Genomic DNA, 16367 nt, shown 5'->3' with positions numbered 1-16367 from the left:
CCTGTTGTGGTCGTCAATGTCAAATAATGCCAAATTTAATCGCCATATTGGATATTGTGGATTTTTGTGTTAACTTTGTGGGATAAAAACTATAAAGTAAATCAGCAATGAAATTCACAGTTCCAAGCAAGACGCTTCATAATTTTGCCTCATCGGTCAGCAAGGTTATCAACGCCAAAAATGCGCTGACCATACTCAATAATTTCCTTTTCTCGATTGAGGGTAATGTATTGACTATCACAGCCTGCGACGGCGAAAATATGTTATGTGGACGAATTCCCATCATGGATGTGGACGGCGAAGGTGAGTTCTGCATCGACGCCCGTCGCATCGTTGAGCTCCTTAGAGTGATGCCTGAACAGGAACTGAATTTTGAAATCGACGACGTTACGCTTGCGATTGAAATGTCGCATCCCAACGGCTCTTATAAATTCATGGGGCTCAAAGGTTCTGAGTATCCCCATCCCGACCGTGCGGCCAAATCCGACAATATGCTGGTGTTCAAAGCTCCCGGCTCTGCTCTGCTGCGCGGTCTGGAATACACCTCTTTTGCCGCCGGTACTGACATGCTCCGTCCGCAAATGATGGGTGTATATTGGGACATCAAGCCTGACAAACTGATTTTTGTCGCAACCGACACCCATAAACTCGTGCGTTTCGAAGATGCAAGCATCTCGCCTGAAATTGAAGGTGCGTTCATCTTGCCCAACAAGTCTACCAACGTATTCCGCAGCGTGTTCAGCAAGGATGAGGAAGTGACCGTCAAGCTCGAACCGCAGACCGGTGTGACTTTCGAGACGGATACGTTTACATTTGAGAGCCGTCTTGTCAAGGGCCGTTTCCCTGACTATACACGTGTCATCCCTGAAAACAATCCTTTCACCCTTACAGTCAACCGCCACTCGTTTACCACGGCAGTGCGTCGTGTAAGCCTTTTTGTCGATGAAGGCCACGGGCTTATCAAGTTCAACATAATGCCTGAGCGCATGACAATCAAGGCATCCGACAATGAGTATAATACATCCGGTATCGAAACTCTTGCCGCCGATTTTACAGGTAAGAATATGATTGTCGGTTTCAGTTCGTCATATCTTTCCGAATTGGCCGGGGTGCTTTGGACAGAAGACATCGTGTTTAAGCTCGCTGATCCCTCGAAGCCCGCTGTTATCATTCCTACTGAGGACAAGGCCGACACACGTCTCACCATGCTCCTCATGCCGATGAATGTCACCGATTTCTAATTATTCTTGACTTATCATTAAGAAAATTAAGCAAAGTTTTATCAGGAAATGCAACTGAACCTCAAGAAACCGATAGTCTTCTTTGACCTTGAGACCACTGGCGTGGACATTATCCATGACCGCATCGTCGAGATTTCACTCATAAAGGTGCTTCCCAATGGTGAGGAAATCGAAAAGACCCGTCGTGTGAACCCTGAAATGCACATCCCGGAGGAAGCCACGGCAGTCCACCATATTACGGATGAGGATGTTGCCGGTGAGCCAACTTTCCGTCAGCTTGCCCGTTCGCTGGCTAATGAAATGACAGGCTGTGACATTGCCGGATTCAATTCCAATCGTTTTGACATCCCGATGCTCGATCAGGAGTTTCAGCGTGCCGGAGTGAAATTTGATTTTTCAAAAGCAAGGTTTATTGACGTTCAGACCATATTTCACAAGAAGGAACAGCGCACGCTTGTGGCAGCCTACCGTTTTTACTGCGGAAAGGAGCTTGACGGCGCGCACTCGGCCAATGCTGATACACGGGCCACTTACGAGGTGCTGAAAGCCCAGCTCGACCGTTACGACGATCTTCCAAACGACATGGAGGAATTGAGCAAGTATGCCCGCAACAGCCGGAATGTGGATTTTATGGGACGTATCATCCTCGATGACAACGACCGTGAGATTATTAATTTCGGCAAATATAAGGGACGTCCGGTCGACGAGGTCTTTAAAAAGGATTCAGGTTACTACGACTGGATTATGAAGGGCGATTTCGCCCAGAATACCAAAGACTGCTTCACGCGCATAAAACTTCGCATGAAATGAGTGCTCTTTCAGGAAAACATATCATATTAGGCATCTGTGGAGGCATCGCTGCCTATAAATCAGTTACACTTCTGCGCCTGCTTATCAAGGCAGGCGCTGAGGTGCAAGTGGTCATGACCCCAGCCGGCAAGGAGTTCATAACTCCGGTGACCCTTTCTTCGTTGAGTCAGAAGCCGGTTGTCAGTGAGTTTTTCACCGCCAACACCGGCGAATGGCATTCGCATGTCGATTTGGGGCTTTGGGCCGATTGTATGGTCATAGCTCCGGCCACGGCATCTACCATAGGCAAGATGGCTCACGGGATTGCCGATAATATGCTTGTGACCACATATCTTTCCGCCAAGTCTCAGGTTTTTGTCGCGCCGGCGATGGATCTTGACATGATGGCTCATCCATCGACCACAGCCAACATCAATCTTCTCCGCAGCTACGGCAATATCATAATCGAACCTGAAAGCGGGGAGCTTGCAAGCGGCCTCGTAGGCAAGGGGCGAATGGAAGAACCTGAAAAGATTGCTGAGACGCTTGAGCGTTATTTCAGCGCTACTGTCGACATGAAAGGGAAGAAAGTCCTTGTTACGGCCGGTCCGACTCACGAGAAAATCGATCCTGTCAGATTTATAGGTAACTATTCGTCGGGAAAAATGGGCTATGCTCTGGCTGAGGAATGTGCTTCGCGTGGTGCTGAAGTCACCCTTGTCAGCGGTCCGGTCTCGCTGTCTGTCCATAATCCTGCGGTGAAACTTGTCAGGGTTGAGTCGGCGCGGGAAATGCTTGCTGCCTGTGAGGAGGCTTTCCCGTCAAGTGATGTGGCGGTCATGTGTGCGGCTGTTGCCGACTATGCGCCACGCACTGTCGCTGACCATAAAATAAAACGTGAGCATTCCGATGTGCCTGTTATCGAGCTTGTGAAAAATCCTGATATCGCTGCGACGCTTGGGAAGATGAAGCGTTCGGGACAGCTGCTTGTAGGATTTGCCCTTGAAACGGACAATGAGGCTGACAACGCCCGTGAGAAGCTTAAGCGCAAGAATCTCGACATGATTGTGCTTAATTCCATGCGTGACAAAGGGGCAGGATTCGGCACAGACACAAATAAGGTTACTGTTTTTAAGGCCGACGGGTCGCGCGAGGAGTTCGGTCTGAAACCGAAAAGCGAAGTCGCGACTGATATAGTCGACGCGATTATGTCGATATGAAAAAAATCCTCTCCCTCCTGATTGTTGTCCTTTTAATGCCTGTGGCCATCGCCGCACAGGAGCTGAACTGCCGTGTCGAGGTCAATTCGTCACTGCTTGAAGGCACGAACAAGAGCATTTTCGAGACTCTTCAGGGTGCGATTAACGAGTATGTGAATACCACGAGGTGGTCGCCTGCCCAGTTCTCGCCGAATGAAAAGATTGAATGCACCTTACTGTTCACAATCGGGACATATGACGAATCGACCGGGAAAATGGAGGGAACGCTTCAGGTGCAGTCTGTCCGTCCGGTCTACAATTCTTCATATACGTCGACGCTTATAAATTTCAAGGACAACAACATCTCGTTTACCTACACCGAAGGCGAACCGCTGCTTTACTCCGAGACGAGCATGGAAAGCCAGCTGACACAGATATTGAATTTCTACATATATCTGATTCTCGCTGTCGATTTTGATTCATTCTCGCCTCGTGGCGGAGAGCAGTTCTTCGAACGTCTTGAGACAATAGTCCAACAGGGCCAGTCGTCGGGTGAAAGCGGATGGAAAGCTTTTGAAGATACGAAAAACAGGGCGGCTGTGCTTGCATCGTTCACCGATCCTTCGACCCGTGCTATCCGGGATCTATATTACAGTTACCATCTTCAGGGGCTTGACCAGATGTCGGTAAGCCCAGATAAAGGACGAAAGACTATTGATACTTCTCTGGATATACTTGGCGAAGTGTTTAAGGTCGCACCAATGTCCGTGGGACTTTCAATGTTTAAGGATGCGAAACTCGATGAGCTTGTCAACATCTACAGTAAAGCCCCCGCCGATGAGCGGGAACATGCCTATGGACTCTTATCGTCCATGTTTCCGACCGAGCAGACACGTCTTGAAAAAATCAAACGCGGAGCTGATAATCATTAGTGCCTGAACACATAGAAACCATTTTCTCTCACTCAAAAATCAGATATTATCGTGCTTGAATCACTCCATATATCAAACTATGCCCTCATTGACCTGATAGATATCAGGTTTCATGAAGGGTTTAATGTCATCACAGGCGAGACAGGTGCTGGAAAATCGATTATCCTTGGCGCGCTTTCTCTTCTGCTTGGCAGCAGGGCCGACACCCGTGTGGTGACCAATCCTGAAGCAAAAAGCGTCATTGAAGCCGTGTTTACTGTCGATGATTATCCTTCGCTCAAGGATTTCTGTCTTCGGGAGGATATCGAGTGGGATGACGAACGCTGTATCCTTCGGCGTGAGATTTCACCGGCCGGACGTTCGCGCGCCTTTGTCAATGACTCGCCAGTCCCGCTGGCAAAGCTGAGGGAAGTGAGCCTGCATCTCATTGATATCCATTCCCAGCATCAGAATCAGTTGCTTGCCACTCCGGAGTTTCAGCTTGACGTGATTGACACTCTTGCTGCGAATTCGGTGCGTCTGCGCGAATACCGTTTGCGTTTCAACGCATTCCGTGAGGCTGTGAAGCGCCTCAAGATTATGAAAGCCAAAATCGAACGCGCACGTGAGGATGAGGAATTTACCCGTTATCAGCTTGAACAGCTCGACGATCTGAATCTTCAGCCGGGAGAGCAGCCCGAACTTGAGCGTGAGCGCGATGTGCTCAACAATCTCGGGGCAATAAAATCATCGTTGTCTAAAGCGATTTCCACACTTGACAGTGATGAAGGCGGTGCGTTGCGCATGGTCGAGCTTGCCTCTGAAGCCTGTGAGGATCTGGATGAGGTTCTTGATGCGTCCGACGACATTGCCGGACGTCTGGAATCGGTGCGCATTGAGCTTTCCGACATTGCATCGACTCTCTCTGCGATTGACGAGAATCTTGGTGCAGACCCTTCGACTCTTGATGCCATCGAGGAGCGTCTGAGCGCAATCTACTCGCTGTGTCACAAACATCATATGCCTGATGCTGATGCTCTGATTGAATTTCGCGACGGATTGCGCGACAAACTCCGTGCTCTTGACAGTTCGGGTGACGCTATTGAGGAACTTGAACGTGACGCACGGCGGGCCAAGGCTCTTGCCAAAGAGAGCGCAATGGAGATTTCAGCCGCCCGCAAAGAGGCTGCCGAAAAATTCGGCAAACGTCTTGCCGAAGTGGCGATGCCTCTCGGGATGAAGAATCTTCGATGTGAAATCCGTGTATCTCCGGCCGACATGAGCGCGACAGGAATGGATGTGGTCGAATTTATGGTGGCATTCAACAAGAATCAGCCGCTTATGCCTGTCGGCGCGACAGCCTCAGGCGGAGAAATATCCCGTCTGATGTTGTCGATAAAGTCGATTATCGCGTCAAGCATGCAATTGCCGAGCATTATTTTCGATGAAATAGATACCGGCGTTTCAGGCGATGTCGCCAACAGGATGGGGGCGATGATGCTTGACATTTCAAAGAATATTCAGGTCACGACAATAACTCATCTCCCACAGGTGGCTTCAAAGGGGGCTCACCAGTATCGTGTCTATAAGGAGGATGATGAAAATTCGACCCATACCCGTATTGCCCTGCTTAGCGAGGAGGAACGTGTAAGGTCGATAGCATCGATGCTCGGAGGCTCTGAAATCGACGATGCCGCAATTGCCGCAGCGAAAAGCCTGTTGGCTCATCGGTGAGATTGAAATAACTGATTACTAATCATCAATAAGAAATAAGTAAACGTGGAAAAAAGCGATTATATCTATGGCCTTCGGGCTGTAATGGAGGCGATTGAAGCCGGAAAAGAGATTGACAAGATTTTTATAGCGAAAGATCTTCAGGGCGATCTTGCATCAGAACTTATTGCGCTTGCCAGAGCCAATCGCGTAGTCATGCAGCGAGTGCCCGTAGAGCGCATAAACCGTATCACCCGAAAGAACCATCAGGGTGTGCTTGCGATGATGTCGGCTATAACCTATCACCGCCTCGACCATCTCGTGCCTGAGCTTTACGAGGCAGGTATACTTCCTTTTATCGTGATACTTGACGGCATTACGGATGTAAGAAACTTTGGCGCTATCGCAAGAACTTGCGAGTGTGCTGGCGTCGACGCTATCGTTATTCCTGAACATGGTAGCGTCTCGGTTGGCGGTGACGCGGTCAAGACTTCAGCCGGAGCTTTGCACCATATTCCTGTGTGCAGGGTTTCGTCGACAGCATGGGCTGCTAAATTTCTCAGAGAGAATGGCTATAATGTAGTGGCTGTGACCGAAAAGTCCGATATGAACTACACCGAGGGCAAATATTCCGATCCTGTGGCAATTGTAATGGGTGCTGAGGATGTCGGAATTTCTCCTGAGGTCATGAAGCAGTGCGACACACGTGTCGGCATTCCGATGTTTGGCAATATCGGCTCGCTCAATGTGTCAGTGGCGGCAGGCGTGATGATTTATGAAGTTGTCCGTCAGCGACTGGCATCAAATCTGGAGATAATATAAGAAGCTGTTTAGGGCTTAAACGACTAACGCGCGTGATTCCGAATCGCATATCGATTGGTTTCACGCGCGTTTTTGTCGTTATGGAATTGATTGACCGGCTTGTTTGGTTTTGGTAGGCTTAGCCTCAGAGAGCTGTACCCATTGTGGTTACTATCAAGAGCCGGGAGCCGTCGGGGGCGGTTGTCCCGAAAATCATCTTGTCTCCTCCTTCTTTTATTTTGAGTTTTGTCGCAAGCTGCGGAGCTGACAGGGGGAAATTGCGTGTCGCCACATTTATGACTGGATACTCCTTCGAAATCATCTTTACTGTTTGTTTTGAAAAGGGGAGGACTTTGATGATTTCGAAAACTTCCCCGGGGAAAGAATCGAGTTTCTTTTCGGATGTAAACAGATGCGTGTTGGGATGGAGTTTCCCGATGTGATACGTAGCAGATAGTAGCTTCATGCCCCCTGCTTTCATGACGGCAGGGTAGGGCTCGTAGAGGTAAGCGCCATCCTCAGGGGTTGAATAACTCACTGTCGCATCAGTCTCCATTCCGGGTGTGAAGCTGAGATTTGTCCCTTCGGTGGTTAGAGCCTCAAGTTTTGTCAGCTTAGGATTGGATGTAGGCTCTGAGCCGTATGCTATCTTAAAAACAACCTCCTTACATTCTTTTTTTGTCCCGATTACAGTCACCTCGCAGTCGCGTCCAAGCTCGTTTACCGCACTTCTGATGTCAATCATAGGAGAGGCTTTTACAATCAGTGTCGAGCATCGCGACAGAATGAGAGAAAGCGCTGGTATTATGTCCGGGGAGCAGTCGCGCAGGGCGAAGTGTCGTCCTGAGGAGTCACGACGTGCAGGGTCGACGAATATCACATCGAACATGTCGTCGCATTTGGCGAGATAGTCAAGGCTGTCGCCCTCGACTATTTTTACATTTTCAAGCCGGAGGGCTCTGGCATTTTCAAGTGCTACGGTGTAGGCGTGATGGTCAAGTTCGACGGCGGTAACGCTTTTTGCCTTCGTTGCGAAGTGGAATGAGTCGATTCCAAGTCCGCAGGTCATGTCAAGCACCAGTGTGCCGTCATCAATCATGTCGGAATGGAGCTTTGCAACGGCATCGGAAGTCGCCATTTCGGCTACCGCGAGCGACGGAAATCTGAAGCCTTCACACTTAAGTGTTTCAGGCAATTTCGCAGATGTCTTATATCGGCATTCACGTTGCAGGATTTCATCCATCATAGACGGATTGCCGTGATATTTGAGCCGGAGTCTGTTGAAATCCTCCTTCACCCTAAGATGTTCTTTTTGGGGGTTGATGCCTGAAAATCCTTTATGTAGTTGGGTACGCTGTAGGCAATGTCCATGAATTCACGACGTGAATATGCACGTTCGGCAAGTGCGATCATGTCGATTGCAAGCGGATGGATGTCAGGAACAAATGTGACATTCGGGGCGCTTATGATTTCACGGGCCTTGTCTGAGCCGTTGCCGAACAAGAGGACACGGCGGTGGTCAGCAATGATGTCGGCATAGCTTTCGGGGGTCAGAATGAGCGCCTGCTGTTCCATCACCGGTTCAAGTGCGAAGTCGAAGGCAGCCGTATAGACTTCCATGCGTCGCGCATCAATCATCGGGACGAATATTTCGTCGCCTTCAAGTTCCTGTGTGAACATTACGTTGCATGCCATGATGCGGAGGGTGTCAATTCCGATCAGCGGTATGTCAAGCGCGTATGCAAGACCTTTGGCTTCCGAAAGGCCTATGCGCAGCCCAGTGTAGCTGCCCGGACCTGTAGAAACGGCCACAGCTTCGAGTTGCAGCTCTTTCTCGCGGGCGAAATCAAGGCAATATTTGATGTAGTCGCTCAGCAGGGCCGCGTGGTTGCGCCCGCCTCCTTCTTCCTGATGAGCGAGCACCATTCCTTCGGCAGTGAGTGCTACTGAACAATGGTCGGTTGAAGTGTCGATATTAAGTATTACAGCCATAATCTATCATCAGGGGCGTTGTCCGGCATGATTTTAGCGATGCTTCAACCCCCCGCCAATTATTTTAACAATAAATTTTAATCACGCTATAAGCATCAAATTTTGAGGCAAAGTTACTTGTTTATCATGAGAAAATTGTAATTTTGTGAGAAAAATAATTTCGGTTAGTCCCTGCTTTGATTTATTAAGTAGCGGAAATCCGAATGATAAAAACCAAGCCTTATCATGTTATATTCAATGACGGGATTCGGGAAGGCCGTCACAGAGTTTCCCGGTAAAAAGATTACGGTAGAAATCAAGTCGCTAAACAGCAAGCAGATTGACATTGCTGCTCGAGTGCCGTCATCGTTGCGCGCTCAGGAACTTGAAATGAGAAATCACATAGCCGCCCTTCTCGAGCGAGGTAAGGTGGATATGACTGTCTATGTGGAAAATGTAGCAGGTGATGCCTCAGTGAAACTCAATGCAGCTGCTCTGAAAGCTTATAAAGATGATGTTGAGGCCACGGCAAAAGCTATCGGTATACCTGTCCCTCAGGACTGGTATAATGTGCTGATGCGTTTTCCCGATGTCATGAAAAGCGAGACTCCTGCTGAAGCGGACGATAAAGAAATCGAAGGTGTGCTCGATGCGCTGCGCAGGGCCGCGGCACAGCTGATGGACTACCGGCGTGCGGAAGGCGAGAAGCTCGAAGTGTTTTTCAAAGAGCGCATAGAGCGTCTCCGCGAGCTGCTTTCGCTCGTGCCTCAGTTCGAAGAGGAACGTGTGGCCAAAATCCGTCTCCGCATGGAAGAGGGGCTTGCGAAAATCCACGGAGTGGACTATGACAAGAGCCGTCTGGAACAGGAACTCTTCTTCTATATAGAAAAACTTGATGTGAACGAGGAAAAACAGCGTCTTGCCCAGCATCTCAACTATTTCATGGAGACGATGGACGGTCCGAAGGGACAGGGTAAGAAGCTCGGTTTTATAAGTCAGGAAATGGGACGTGAAATCAACACCCTCGGTTCGAAAAGCAATCATGCAGCCATGCAAAAGCTTGTGGTTCAGATGAAGGATGTGCTTGAACAGATAAAGGAACAGGTGCTGAATGTCATGTAATCAGCTAAAAAGTAGTTTATGACAGGTAAAATCATCATATTATCAGCCCCGTCGGGCTCAGGCAAGTCTACAATAATCAATGCGCTTCTTGAAAGAGGCGAGATAGACATGCAATTTTCGATATCCGCAACCAACCGTCAGCCTCGTGGCGATGAAAAGCATGGCGTGAACTATTACTTCCTCAGTGACGACGAGTTTCGGTCATCGATTGAAAACGATGCGTTCGTGGAGTTTGAGGAGGTGTATCCGGGCAGATTTTACGGTACGCTCAAGAGTGAGATTGCCCGGATTACAGACGCCGGCCACAATGTTATACTTGACATTGATGTCAAGGGTGGTGTGAATGTGAAGAGGATGTATGGTGACAAAGCCATCAGTATTTTCATCCAGCCGCCAAGCATCGAGTCGCTCCGCAGCCGTCTCACCGGGCGTGCGACTGACAGCCCGGAGGCTATAGAGCAGCGGCTGGCAAAAGCTGAATATGAAATTCCGTTCGCGCGTGAGTTTGACTGTATCGTCGTAAACGATAATCTTGAAAAGGCTATCTGTGAGGTTGATTGCAGAATCAAAGAATTCATAGCCTGAAAAATAAACAAATGCGCGACTTCCTTTGCCGAATGAACATTCGTGTCTTAGGGGAAGTTATAAATTCAGTGATTTATTATCTCAGCAATGACAATCGGAATTTTAGGCGGATCGTTCAATCCTGTACATATAGGCCATCTGATGCTTGCAAGCTATATGCAGCAGTTCGGTGGTTTCGATGAGGTATGGCTGACCCTTTCACCTCTCAATCCGCTTAAGGCGGGGTCTGACGAGCTGATCCCGGATCTCATGCGTCTAAAGATGCTTGAAATAGCCATCGGCACAAGCAAAGGGCTGAATGTATGCGACTATGAACTTACGATGCCGAAGCCGTCATATACAATCAACACGCTCCGCTATCTGGAAAAACGCTATCCGCGTCACACGTTCAAGCTGATTATCGGCAGTGACAATTGGAAGATTTTTGACCAGTGGAAAGACCATGAGTCTATCCTTTCGGATTTCGGAGTGGTTGTCTATCCTCGTCCGGGTTATCCTGTCGGGACTATATATGAAGACGGCGTGGATGTGATAAATGCGCCTACGGCTGACATTTCGAGTACGTTTCTGAGAAAAGCGATTGCCCGAGGGAAGGATATGAGCCATTTCCTCCCGAACGGTGTATTTGATTACATCAAACAGAATAAACTATATGGAGCTTAGTCCTAATTCTCTGGCTTTCATTGCGCTTTGCAATGAGTTTTGTTATGCTGTCGAAAATGCGCGCGAGTCGACGCGGAGTGCCTTTGTCGCTTCGATGTTGAGGTTGCTTCCACGTATCTATATTTCAGCATCCGATTTAAAGCCTGAGCCTCTGATCGATGAGGATGACGCTTATATCGAGAGTTTCCTTGACGAGGACTATTATGAGTCGATGCGCAGGCAGATTGAAAATCTTCTCGGTGCGGACGATGTCTATCTCGAGGTGTTTGAGGAGGATATGAAATATTCCGACACCCCGATAGGCATGAGTGTTGCCGAAGGTATCTGCGATGTGTTTCAGGTGCTCTACAATTTCATCGTGACTGTGAAGGATGCTCCGGCAGAGGTGGTCAATGCCGCCCTGACGGCTGTCAGGGATGATTTCGGCTCATATTGGAGTCAGCGTGTGTGCAATCTGATGCGCCCTCTGAACCATCTGTTCTATTCGTCGGACGATGATGATGACGACAATGATATGGATATGTAGGAACAATATAAAACCCTAAACATAAATAATCAATACTTATGTCTATTTTAAAGGAAAACTTACCTGTCGGCTTTTGTAGCGACCACGCCGGATATGAAATGAAAATGGTCCTTGAGGGGTATTTCGATTCGATGAATATCGCGTATAAGGATTTCGGGACATATTCGTCGGACAGCTGTGACTATGCCGATTTCGCTCATCCCTGTGCGTTTGCTGTTGAAGACGGTGAGGTCTATCCGGCTATCGCTTTATGTGGATCCGGCAATGGCATCGGCATGACACTCAACAAGCATCAGGGCATACGTGCGGCTCTATGCTGGAATGAGGAGCTGGCTGAACTTGCACGACGTCACAACAATGCGAACGTGCTTGTGCTTCCTGCACGTTTCATTGATAACGTAACGGCTATAAATATCGTTGAAAAGTTCCTGAATACGCCTTTCGATGGTGGCCGTCATGAGCGCCGTGTCGAAAAAATTCCTGTCGCACAGCGATAACATTAGTATATTTAGTCCGAATAACACAACGGCCTGCTACAATTTCTGTAGCAGGCCGTTGTGTTATTCGGACTAATTGTGGGTTTAGTCGCCCATTGTCCGTAAAAGTTCATCGTTGTCGGATGTGCGCTCCATGCGGTCCTTGATGAATTCCATAGCCTCGATTGAATTGCGGTCGCTGAGGAATCGGCGGAGAATCCACATGCGGTTGAGGGTCTCGTTGCGTAAGAGAAGATCGTCGCGACGGGTTGATGAAGCCATGATGTCGACAGCCGGGAAGATGCGTTTATTGGAGAGCTTGCGGTCGAGCTGAAGCTCCATGTTGCCTGTGCCCTTGAATTCCTCGAAGATGACTTCGTCCATCTTTGAGCTTGTTTCGGTCAGGGCTGTGGCGATGATTGTCAGCGAACCTCCGTTCTCGATGTTTCGTGCTGCACCGAAGAAGCGTTTGGGTTTCTGGAGGGCGTTGGCGTCAACACCGCCTGAAAGAATCTTGCCGGATGCAGGCGCACATGTGTTGTATGCGCGGGCGAGACGGGTTATTGAGTCAAGCAGAATCACAACGTCGTGGCCACATTCAACCATGCGTTTGGCTTTTTCGAGGACGATAGATGCTATTTTGACATGACGGTCGGCCGGTTCGTCGAAGGTGGATGCGATTACTTCCGCATTGACACTGCGGCTCATGTCGGTGACTTCTTCAGGGCGTTCGTCAATCAGGAGAATCATGATGTAGGTTTCGGGATGATTCTCGGCAATTGCGTTTGCGATGTCTTTGAGCAGAAGGGTCTTACCTGTCTTCGGCGGAGCTACGATGAGGCCGCGCTGTCCCTTGCCGATAGGTGAGAACATGTCGACTACGCGGGTCGATATGTTGCTTGAACGTCCGGATGTCAGGTCGAATTTCTCGTTGGGGAACAACGGTGTGAGATGTTCGAAAGCAACGCGGTCGCGGATATATTCAGGGCTGCGGCCGTTGATGCTGCGGACTGAGCTGAGAGGGTAGTATTTGTCGCCTTCGCGTGGTGCGCGCAGGGTCGCGTCGACAACGTCGCCTGTACGAAGGGCATATTGTTTGATCTGCTCTTTGGTTACAAGCACATCGTCGGGCGAGGGGAGGTAGTTGTAGTCGCTTGAACGGAGGAAGCCATGACCTGCGGGGTCAATTTCGAGTACACCTGTAGTTTCGATGATGCCATCGAAATTATATGGCTGTAACTGCTGGGCTTTCTGCTGTTCGAACTGCTGGTTCTTATTGCGGTTCTTTTTGTTTTTCTTTCCTTGTGGCTGCTGTTTTTCCATTCCGGGTTCTCCAAGCACTATCGGTGCGGCCGGTTGTGGAGTCTGTGCTGCCTGTTCTTTTTCCTGCTGGGAACGCGGAGCGAATGTCCGGCCTCCGGCGCGAGGGAAGAATGAGCCGAACGAACTGTCTTTAGGACGGAAATCGCGTTTGGGCTGTTGTTGGGCTTCCGGTGCGGGATTTCCGTCGGCATTCAGTGAAAGCATGTCGGGTGACTGGCCGGGGCGGATGAAGACGCCGTGACGGGGACGGTCTTCTTGTGGCTGATCTGCAATCGCAGCGTCTTGGTTGTTGGTTTGGTGGTTGCTTTCAGCCGGCTCTACATCCTGAACATTCATGATTTCTGTCGCCTGCCGGGGAGCCGGCAGGAGGCGTGGCTCTTCTGCTTCACCGATGGCCTCAGTTGGGGCATTATTATCCTGAATCTGAGTTTCATCAGATTTTGATTCATTAAGATTGTCGGCTTCCTGCAGACGTGGATTGCGTGGAGGACGGCCACGGCGTTTTTTGGGCTGCTGTTCGCCATCGGGCTGTTGTGGCTCGACAGGCTGATTGTCGTCGACCTGTGGCTCGGCCTGAGTTTCAATCGTTTCAGGCTGTTGAGACTCGGCTTTAGGCTTGCGTCCGCGACGCTTGGCCGGCTGAGCTTCAGGGGTATTTGTCTCGGATGTTGCTTCCTGAGCCTGCTGCTTGTCGTCAGCGTTGTTTTTCTTTTGTTTCTGGGTAGGCTGCGGCTTGTCGTCCTTGACCTCTTTTTTAGGTCTGCGTCCCTTGGATATGTTGGCGGTAGAAGTGGCAGCCACGTCACGTGCCTGCTGTTCGAGAATGTCGTAGATAAGGTTTTCCTTATCGGAAGTCTCAAATTTCTTTATGCCATGTGATTTTCCGATTTCCCGCAACTGCGAGTCCTCCATGGCTTCAAGTTCGTTGTAGTTATACATATTTATATATGTGTGCGGCAAGCAGAACTCACCGGCTTGGTGGGGGATTATAGTAGTTTTAATATATTGCTGTTTAGCGTAAGAGATTGAACCATAAATCTTAATCCCGGAACTGTCATTTCCGGAACAACTTAACCGATAACAACTGGATTGTTTTTGGAGTGGTGTGAAATAATAGATTTTCCGGGTTAATGGAACAATTGTAAAGTTGTTTTTTTCTTAAATGGCATGATGATTGCCTTTAAAGAAAATATAATGGAGAAAAAAATAGTCGAAACTGCTATTAAGACTAAAAGATGGTAATGGTGAGGATTGTAGTCCAGATGCATCCGCCGAATTGCCGTTGGCCGATAGCGGTGATTTGCAATCAAAATTATCGTCGTTCTGATTGTTTGTGGTCGCGTTATTAGTCGGACTTATTGCTTCCTGCTAATGGAAAATCGGATTGGAATCAGAGACGCAGTATTAGTCAGTGCAAAGTTACAACTATTTTTGTGTTTTAACAAATAAAACAGGAAAAATGTTTTGAGTGAAGTTTTAGTCGTTCAATTATGGGAGAATAAAAGAAAAAAGTCGTAAATTTGCAGCGTTAAAATCAGTAGCAAGATACAAATAGGTCTTTATAATCATGATAAATCGAGTTTTGATACGTATCAAAGTAGTGCAGCTCCTCTATTCTTACCTGTTGACACAGAGTGAATTCAAGATTGAGCCGCCGGCTGAAAATCCATCCCGCGATAAGAAGTATGGCCATGAACTTTATCTTGATTTGCTGATGATGGTTCTGGAGATGTCCGGTTTCGATGTGTCGTCCGGCCGTCGCCAGTCGCCACTGCGGGGCATGGTAGTCAACAGACATATCGAGCGAAACGCTCTTGCCCGTTCGCTCAACGGGCTGGATGAAATCCGTACGATCATATTGCGCGACCGTTCGGGCATCTCGCAGTTCGATGATGTTATTCCTGAGATTTATGAGGCTATCCCGTCGCTTCCTGCTTATAAGAGCTACATACGCTTAAAGAAGCCGGAGCTGAAAGACGATGTGGCTTTGTGGGCATCAATAATCACCAATCTTGTGGCAAACAATCCCGCGTTTGTGGCGGCCGCACGTAAAAATCCTGCTTTTACCGTGGCCGGGTTTACACGTGGCGTCAACTCGCTCTTGCACACCCTTAATGAGTATAATGATAACCGCGGGCTTTTCAATCACGCACGAAACGCTCTCGACTATTCTCTTGACAAGGCTCATGAACTTTACCACAGCCTGCTCCTGCTTGCTGTCGAGATCACTCGCCTGCAGGATCAGCGTCTTGACGTGGCGAAACATAAATTTCTCCCCACTGACGAGGATTTGCATCCCAACATGCGCTTTGTCGACAATAAATATATAAAAGCTCTTACTGAGAATCCGGATTTTCAGGCTTATGTCGATGAAACCAAGATAAACTGGGATTCGGATGCCATCCTGTTGAAAGCTTTGCTTGACCAGATTGTCGAAAGCGAACTTTACAAGGAGTATATGAGCCGCACCGAGGAAACCACTTTTGAGGAAGATGCTGATTTCTGGCGTCAGGTCTACAAGACTATCATTCTTCCCGGTGATGAACTGGCTGAAGCTCTCGAGTCGAAATCCGTCTATTGGAATGACGACCTGCATGTCATGGGTACATTCGTGCTCAAGACAATCCGCCGTTTCGGACAAAGCAAGAATGATGGTGCAGACGTGAGATTGCTCCCTCAGTACAAAGATGACGAAGACAGCCGTTTCGGTGGCGAACTCTTTGAATTCGCTGTCAAGAACTACCAGCAGTATCGCGAAAAAATCGATTCGTTTGTCAACCGTCACCGTTGGGATGCCGAGCGCCTTGCGTTTATGGACACTGTGATTATGGTGACTGCAATGGCCGAAATCCTGAATTTCCCTGCAATTCCTATCGCCGTGAGCCTTAACGAGTATATCGAGATTGCCAACGCCTACAGCACTCCGCGAAGCGGTGCGTTTATCAACGGTATCCTCTATTCGGTGATAAACAGCCTGAAAGAAGAGGGAAAACTTCTGAAGGCATAAAATAAATCAGGTGGCTGTGAGAGAATAGCCATTTCCTGTT

General features: G+C 48.8%; 15 protein-coding genes. 12 read left to right on the top strand and 3 right to left on the bottom strand.

Annotation, left to right across the window (positions count from 1 at the left end; translation table 11 throughout):
• Positions 1–107 precede the first annotated feature (107 nt).
• The 6 genes from dnaN to rlmB are packed head-to-tail and all read left to right on the top strand — an operon-like array spanning position 108 to position 6675.
• Positions 108–1241, top strand: coding sequence for a DNA polymerase III subunit beta (dnaN, locus tag QZ311_RS03700; RefSeq protein WP_297064067.1), 1134 nt, complete (start codon positions 108–110; stop codon positions 1239–1241).
• A 48-nt stretch (positions 1242–1289) separates the two neighbouring features.
• The gene (locus QZ311_RS03695) at positions 1290–2051 is read left to right on the top strand and encodes a 3'-5' exonuclease (protein WP_297064062.1); all 762 of its coding nucleotides are present in this window, start codon (positions 1290–1292) and stop codon (positions 2049–2051) included.
• Complete coding sequence (gene coaBC / locus QZ311_RS03690; RefSeq protein ID WP_297064059.1) at positions 2048–3250, top strand: bifunctional phosphopantothenoylcysteine decarboxylase/phosphopantothenate--cysteine ligase CoaBC; 1203 nt, start codon at positions 2048–2050, stop codon at positions 3248–3250. The genes QZ311_RS03695 and coaBC overlap by 4 nt, the downstream gene beginning before the upstream one ends.
• The gene (locus QZ311_RS03685; protein WP_297064056.1) at positions 3247–4161 is read left to right on the top strand and encodes a DUF4835 family protein; all 915 of its coding nucleotides are present in this window, start codon (positions 3247–3249) and stop codon (positions 4159–4161) included. The genes coaBC and QZ311_RS03685 overlap by 4 nt, the downstream gene beginning before the upstream one ends.
• A 51-nt stretch (positions 4162–4212) precedes the next feature.
• Positions 4213–5874, top strand: a complete 1662-nt coding sequence (gene recN / locus QZ311_RS03680; RefSeq protein WP_297064052.1) for a DNA repair protein RecN — start codon at positions 4213–4215, stop codon at positions 5872–5874.
• Positions 5875–5919: 45 nt separating this feature from the next.
• Positions 5920–6675 carry a 23S rRNA (guanosine(2251)-2'-O)-methyltransferase RlmB gene (gene rlmB, locus QZ311_RS03675; RefSeq protein WP_297064034.1) on the top strand — a complete coding sequence of 252 codons (756 nt, stop codon included), beginning with the start codon at positions 5920–5922 and terminating at the stop codon, positions 6673–6675.
• 124 nt (positions 6676–6799) lie between these two features.
• Here rlmB and QZ311_RS03670 read toward each other — a convergent pair whose 3' ends face one another.
• Positions 6800–7900 carry a methyltransferase domain-containing protein gene (locus tag QZ311_RS03670; RefSeq protein WP_297064033.1) on the bottom strand — a complete coding sequence of 367 codons (1101 nt, stop codon included), beginning with the start codon at positions 7898–7900 and terminating at the stop codon, positions 6800–6802.
• Between the two features lie 47 nt (positions 7901–7947).
• Positions 7948–8646 (bottom strand): tRNA (adenosine(37)-N6)-threonylcarbamoyltransferase complex dimerization subunit type 1 TsaB, encoded by a 699-nt coding sequence (gene tsaB, locus QZ311_RS03665; protein WP_297064032.1) that lies wholly within the window; start codon positions 8644–8646, stop codon positions 7948–7950.
• Positions 8647–8871: 225 nt separating this feature from the next.
• Between tsaB and QZ311_RS03660 the strand changes: the two genes are divergently transcribed.
• The 5 genes from QZ311_RS03660 to QZ311_RS03640 all read left to right on the top strand — a co-directional run bounded on the left by QZ311_RS03660 (position 8872) and on the right by QZ311_RS03640 (position 12018).
• A complete protein-coding gene (locus QZ311_RS03660) occupies positions 8872–9747 on the top strand; it encodes a YicC/YloC family endoribonuclease (RefSeq protein WP_297064029.1) in 876 nt (291 codons plus the stop codon).
• A gap of 18 nt (positions 9748–9765) precedes the next feature.
• The gene (gene gmk / locus QZ311_RS03655; protein ID WP_297064026.1) at positions 9766–10332 is read left to right on the top strand and encodes a guanylate kinase; all 567 of its coding nucleotides are present in this window, start codon (positions 9766–9768) and stop codon (positions 10330–10332) included.
• Between the two features lie 87 nt (positions 10333–10419).
• Positions 10420–10995: a nicotinate (nicotinamide) nucleotide adenylyltransferase gene (gene nadD, locus QZ311_RS03650; RefSeq protein WP_297064023.1), complete on the top strand. Its 576-nt coding sequence runs from the start codon at positions 10420–10422 to the stop codon at positions 10993–10995.
• Positions 10985–11521: a DUF5063 domain-containing protein gene (locus tag QZ311_RS03645; protein WP_297064020.1), complete on the top strand. Its 537-nt coding sequence runs from the start codon at positions 10985–10987 to the stop codon at positions 11519–11521. Before nadD ends, QZ311_RS03645 begins: the two co-directional genes overlap by 11 nt.
• Before the next feature lie 38 nt (positions 11522–11559).
• Positions 11560–12018 (top strand): RpiB/LacA/LacB family sugar-phosphate isomerase, encoded by a 459-nt coding sequence (locus QZ311_RS03640; RefSeq protein WP_297064018.1) that lies wholly within the window; start codon positions 11560–11562, stop codon positions 12016–12018.
• 84 nt (positions 12019–12102) lie between these two features.
• Here the strand turns inward: QZ311_RS03640 and rho are convergent, their stop codons facing one another.
• A complete protein-coding gene (gene rho, locus QZ311_RS03635; RefSeq protein WP_297064013.1) occupies positions 12103–14259 on the bottom strand; it encodes a transcription termination factor Rho in 2157 nt (718 codons plus the stop codon).
• A 628-nt stretch (positions 14260–14887) separates the two neighbouring features.
• Between rho and QZ311_RS03630 the strand changes: the two genes are divergently transcribed.
• Entirely contained in the window at positions 14888–16327 is a 1440-nt protein-coding gene (locus tag QZ311_RS03630) for a transcription antitermination factor NusB (protein ID WP_297064010.1), read from the top strand.
• The last annotated feature ends 40 nt before the right edge of the window (positions 16328–16367 follow it).

Source organism: uncultured Duncaniella sp. (assembly GCF_910578445.1).
In the GTDB taxonomy this organism is placed as follows: Bacteria; Bacteroidota; Bacteroidia; order Bacteroidales; family Muribaculaceae; genus Duncaniella.
Note: the sequence above shows the minus strand (reverse complement) of the source record. Positions and strands in the feature narration are given on the sequence as shown.

Coding starts and splice junctions, on each gene's coding strand:
- QZ311_RS03685 (WP_297064056.1), top strand. CDS start 3,247: ATGAAAAAAATCCTCTCCCTCCTGATTGTTGTCCTTTTAATGCCTGTG.
- tsaB (WP_297064032.1), bottom strand. CDS start 8,646: ATGGCTGTAATACTTAATATCGACACTTCAACCGACCATTGTTCAGTA.
- QZ311_RS03645 (WP_297064020.1), top strand. CDS start 10,985: ATGGAGCTTAGTCCTAATTCTCTGGCTTTCATTGCGCTTTGCAATGAG.
- QZ311_RS03660 (WP_297064029.1), top strand. CDS start 8,872: ATGTTATATTCAATGACGGGATTCGGGAAGGCCGTCACAGAGTTTCCC.
- gmk (WP_297064026.1), top strand. CDS start 9,766: ATGACAGGTAAAATCATCATATTATCAGCCCCGTCGGGCTCAGGCAAG.
- QZ311_RS03695 (WP_297064062.1), top strand. CDS start 1,290: ATGCAACTGAACCTCAAGAAACCGATAGTCTTCTTTGACCTTGAGACC.
- dnaN (WP_297064067.1), top strand. CDS start 108: ATGAAATTCACAGTTCCAAGCAAGACGCTTCATAATTTTGCCTCATCG.
- rho (WP_297064013.1), bottom strand. CDS start 14,259: ATGTATAACTACAACGAACTTGAAGCCATGGAGGACTCGCAGTTGCGG.
- QZ311_RS03640 (WP_297064018.1), top strand. CDS start 11,560: ATGTCTATTTTAAAGGAAAACTTACCTGTCGGCTTTTGTAGCGACCAC.
- coaBC (WP_297064059.1), top strand. CDS start 2,048: ATGAGTGCTCTTTCAGGAAAACATATCATATTAGGCATCTGTGGAGGC.
- nadD (WP_297064023.1), top strand. CDS start 10,420: ATGACAATCGGAATTTTAGGCGGATCGTTCAATCCTGTACATATAGGC.
- QZ311_RS03670 (WP_297064033.1), bottom strand. CDS start 7,900: ATGATGGATGAAATCCTGCAACGTGAATGCCGATATAAGACATCTGCG.
- QZ311_RS03630 (WP_297064010.1), top strand. CDS start 14,888: ATGATAAATCGAGTTTTGATACGTATCAAAGTAGTGCAGCTCCTCTAT.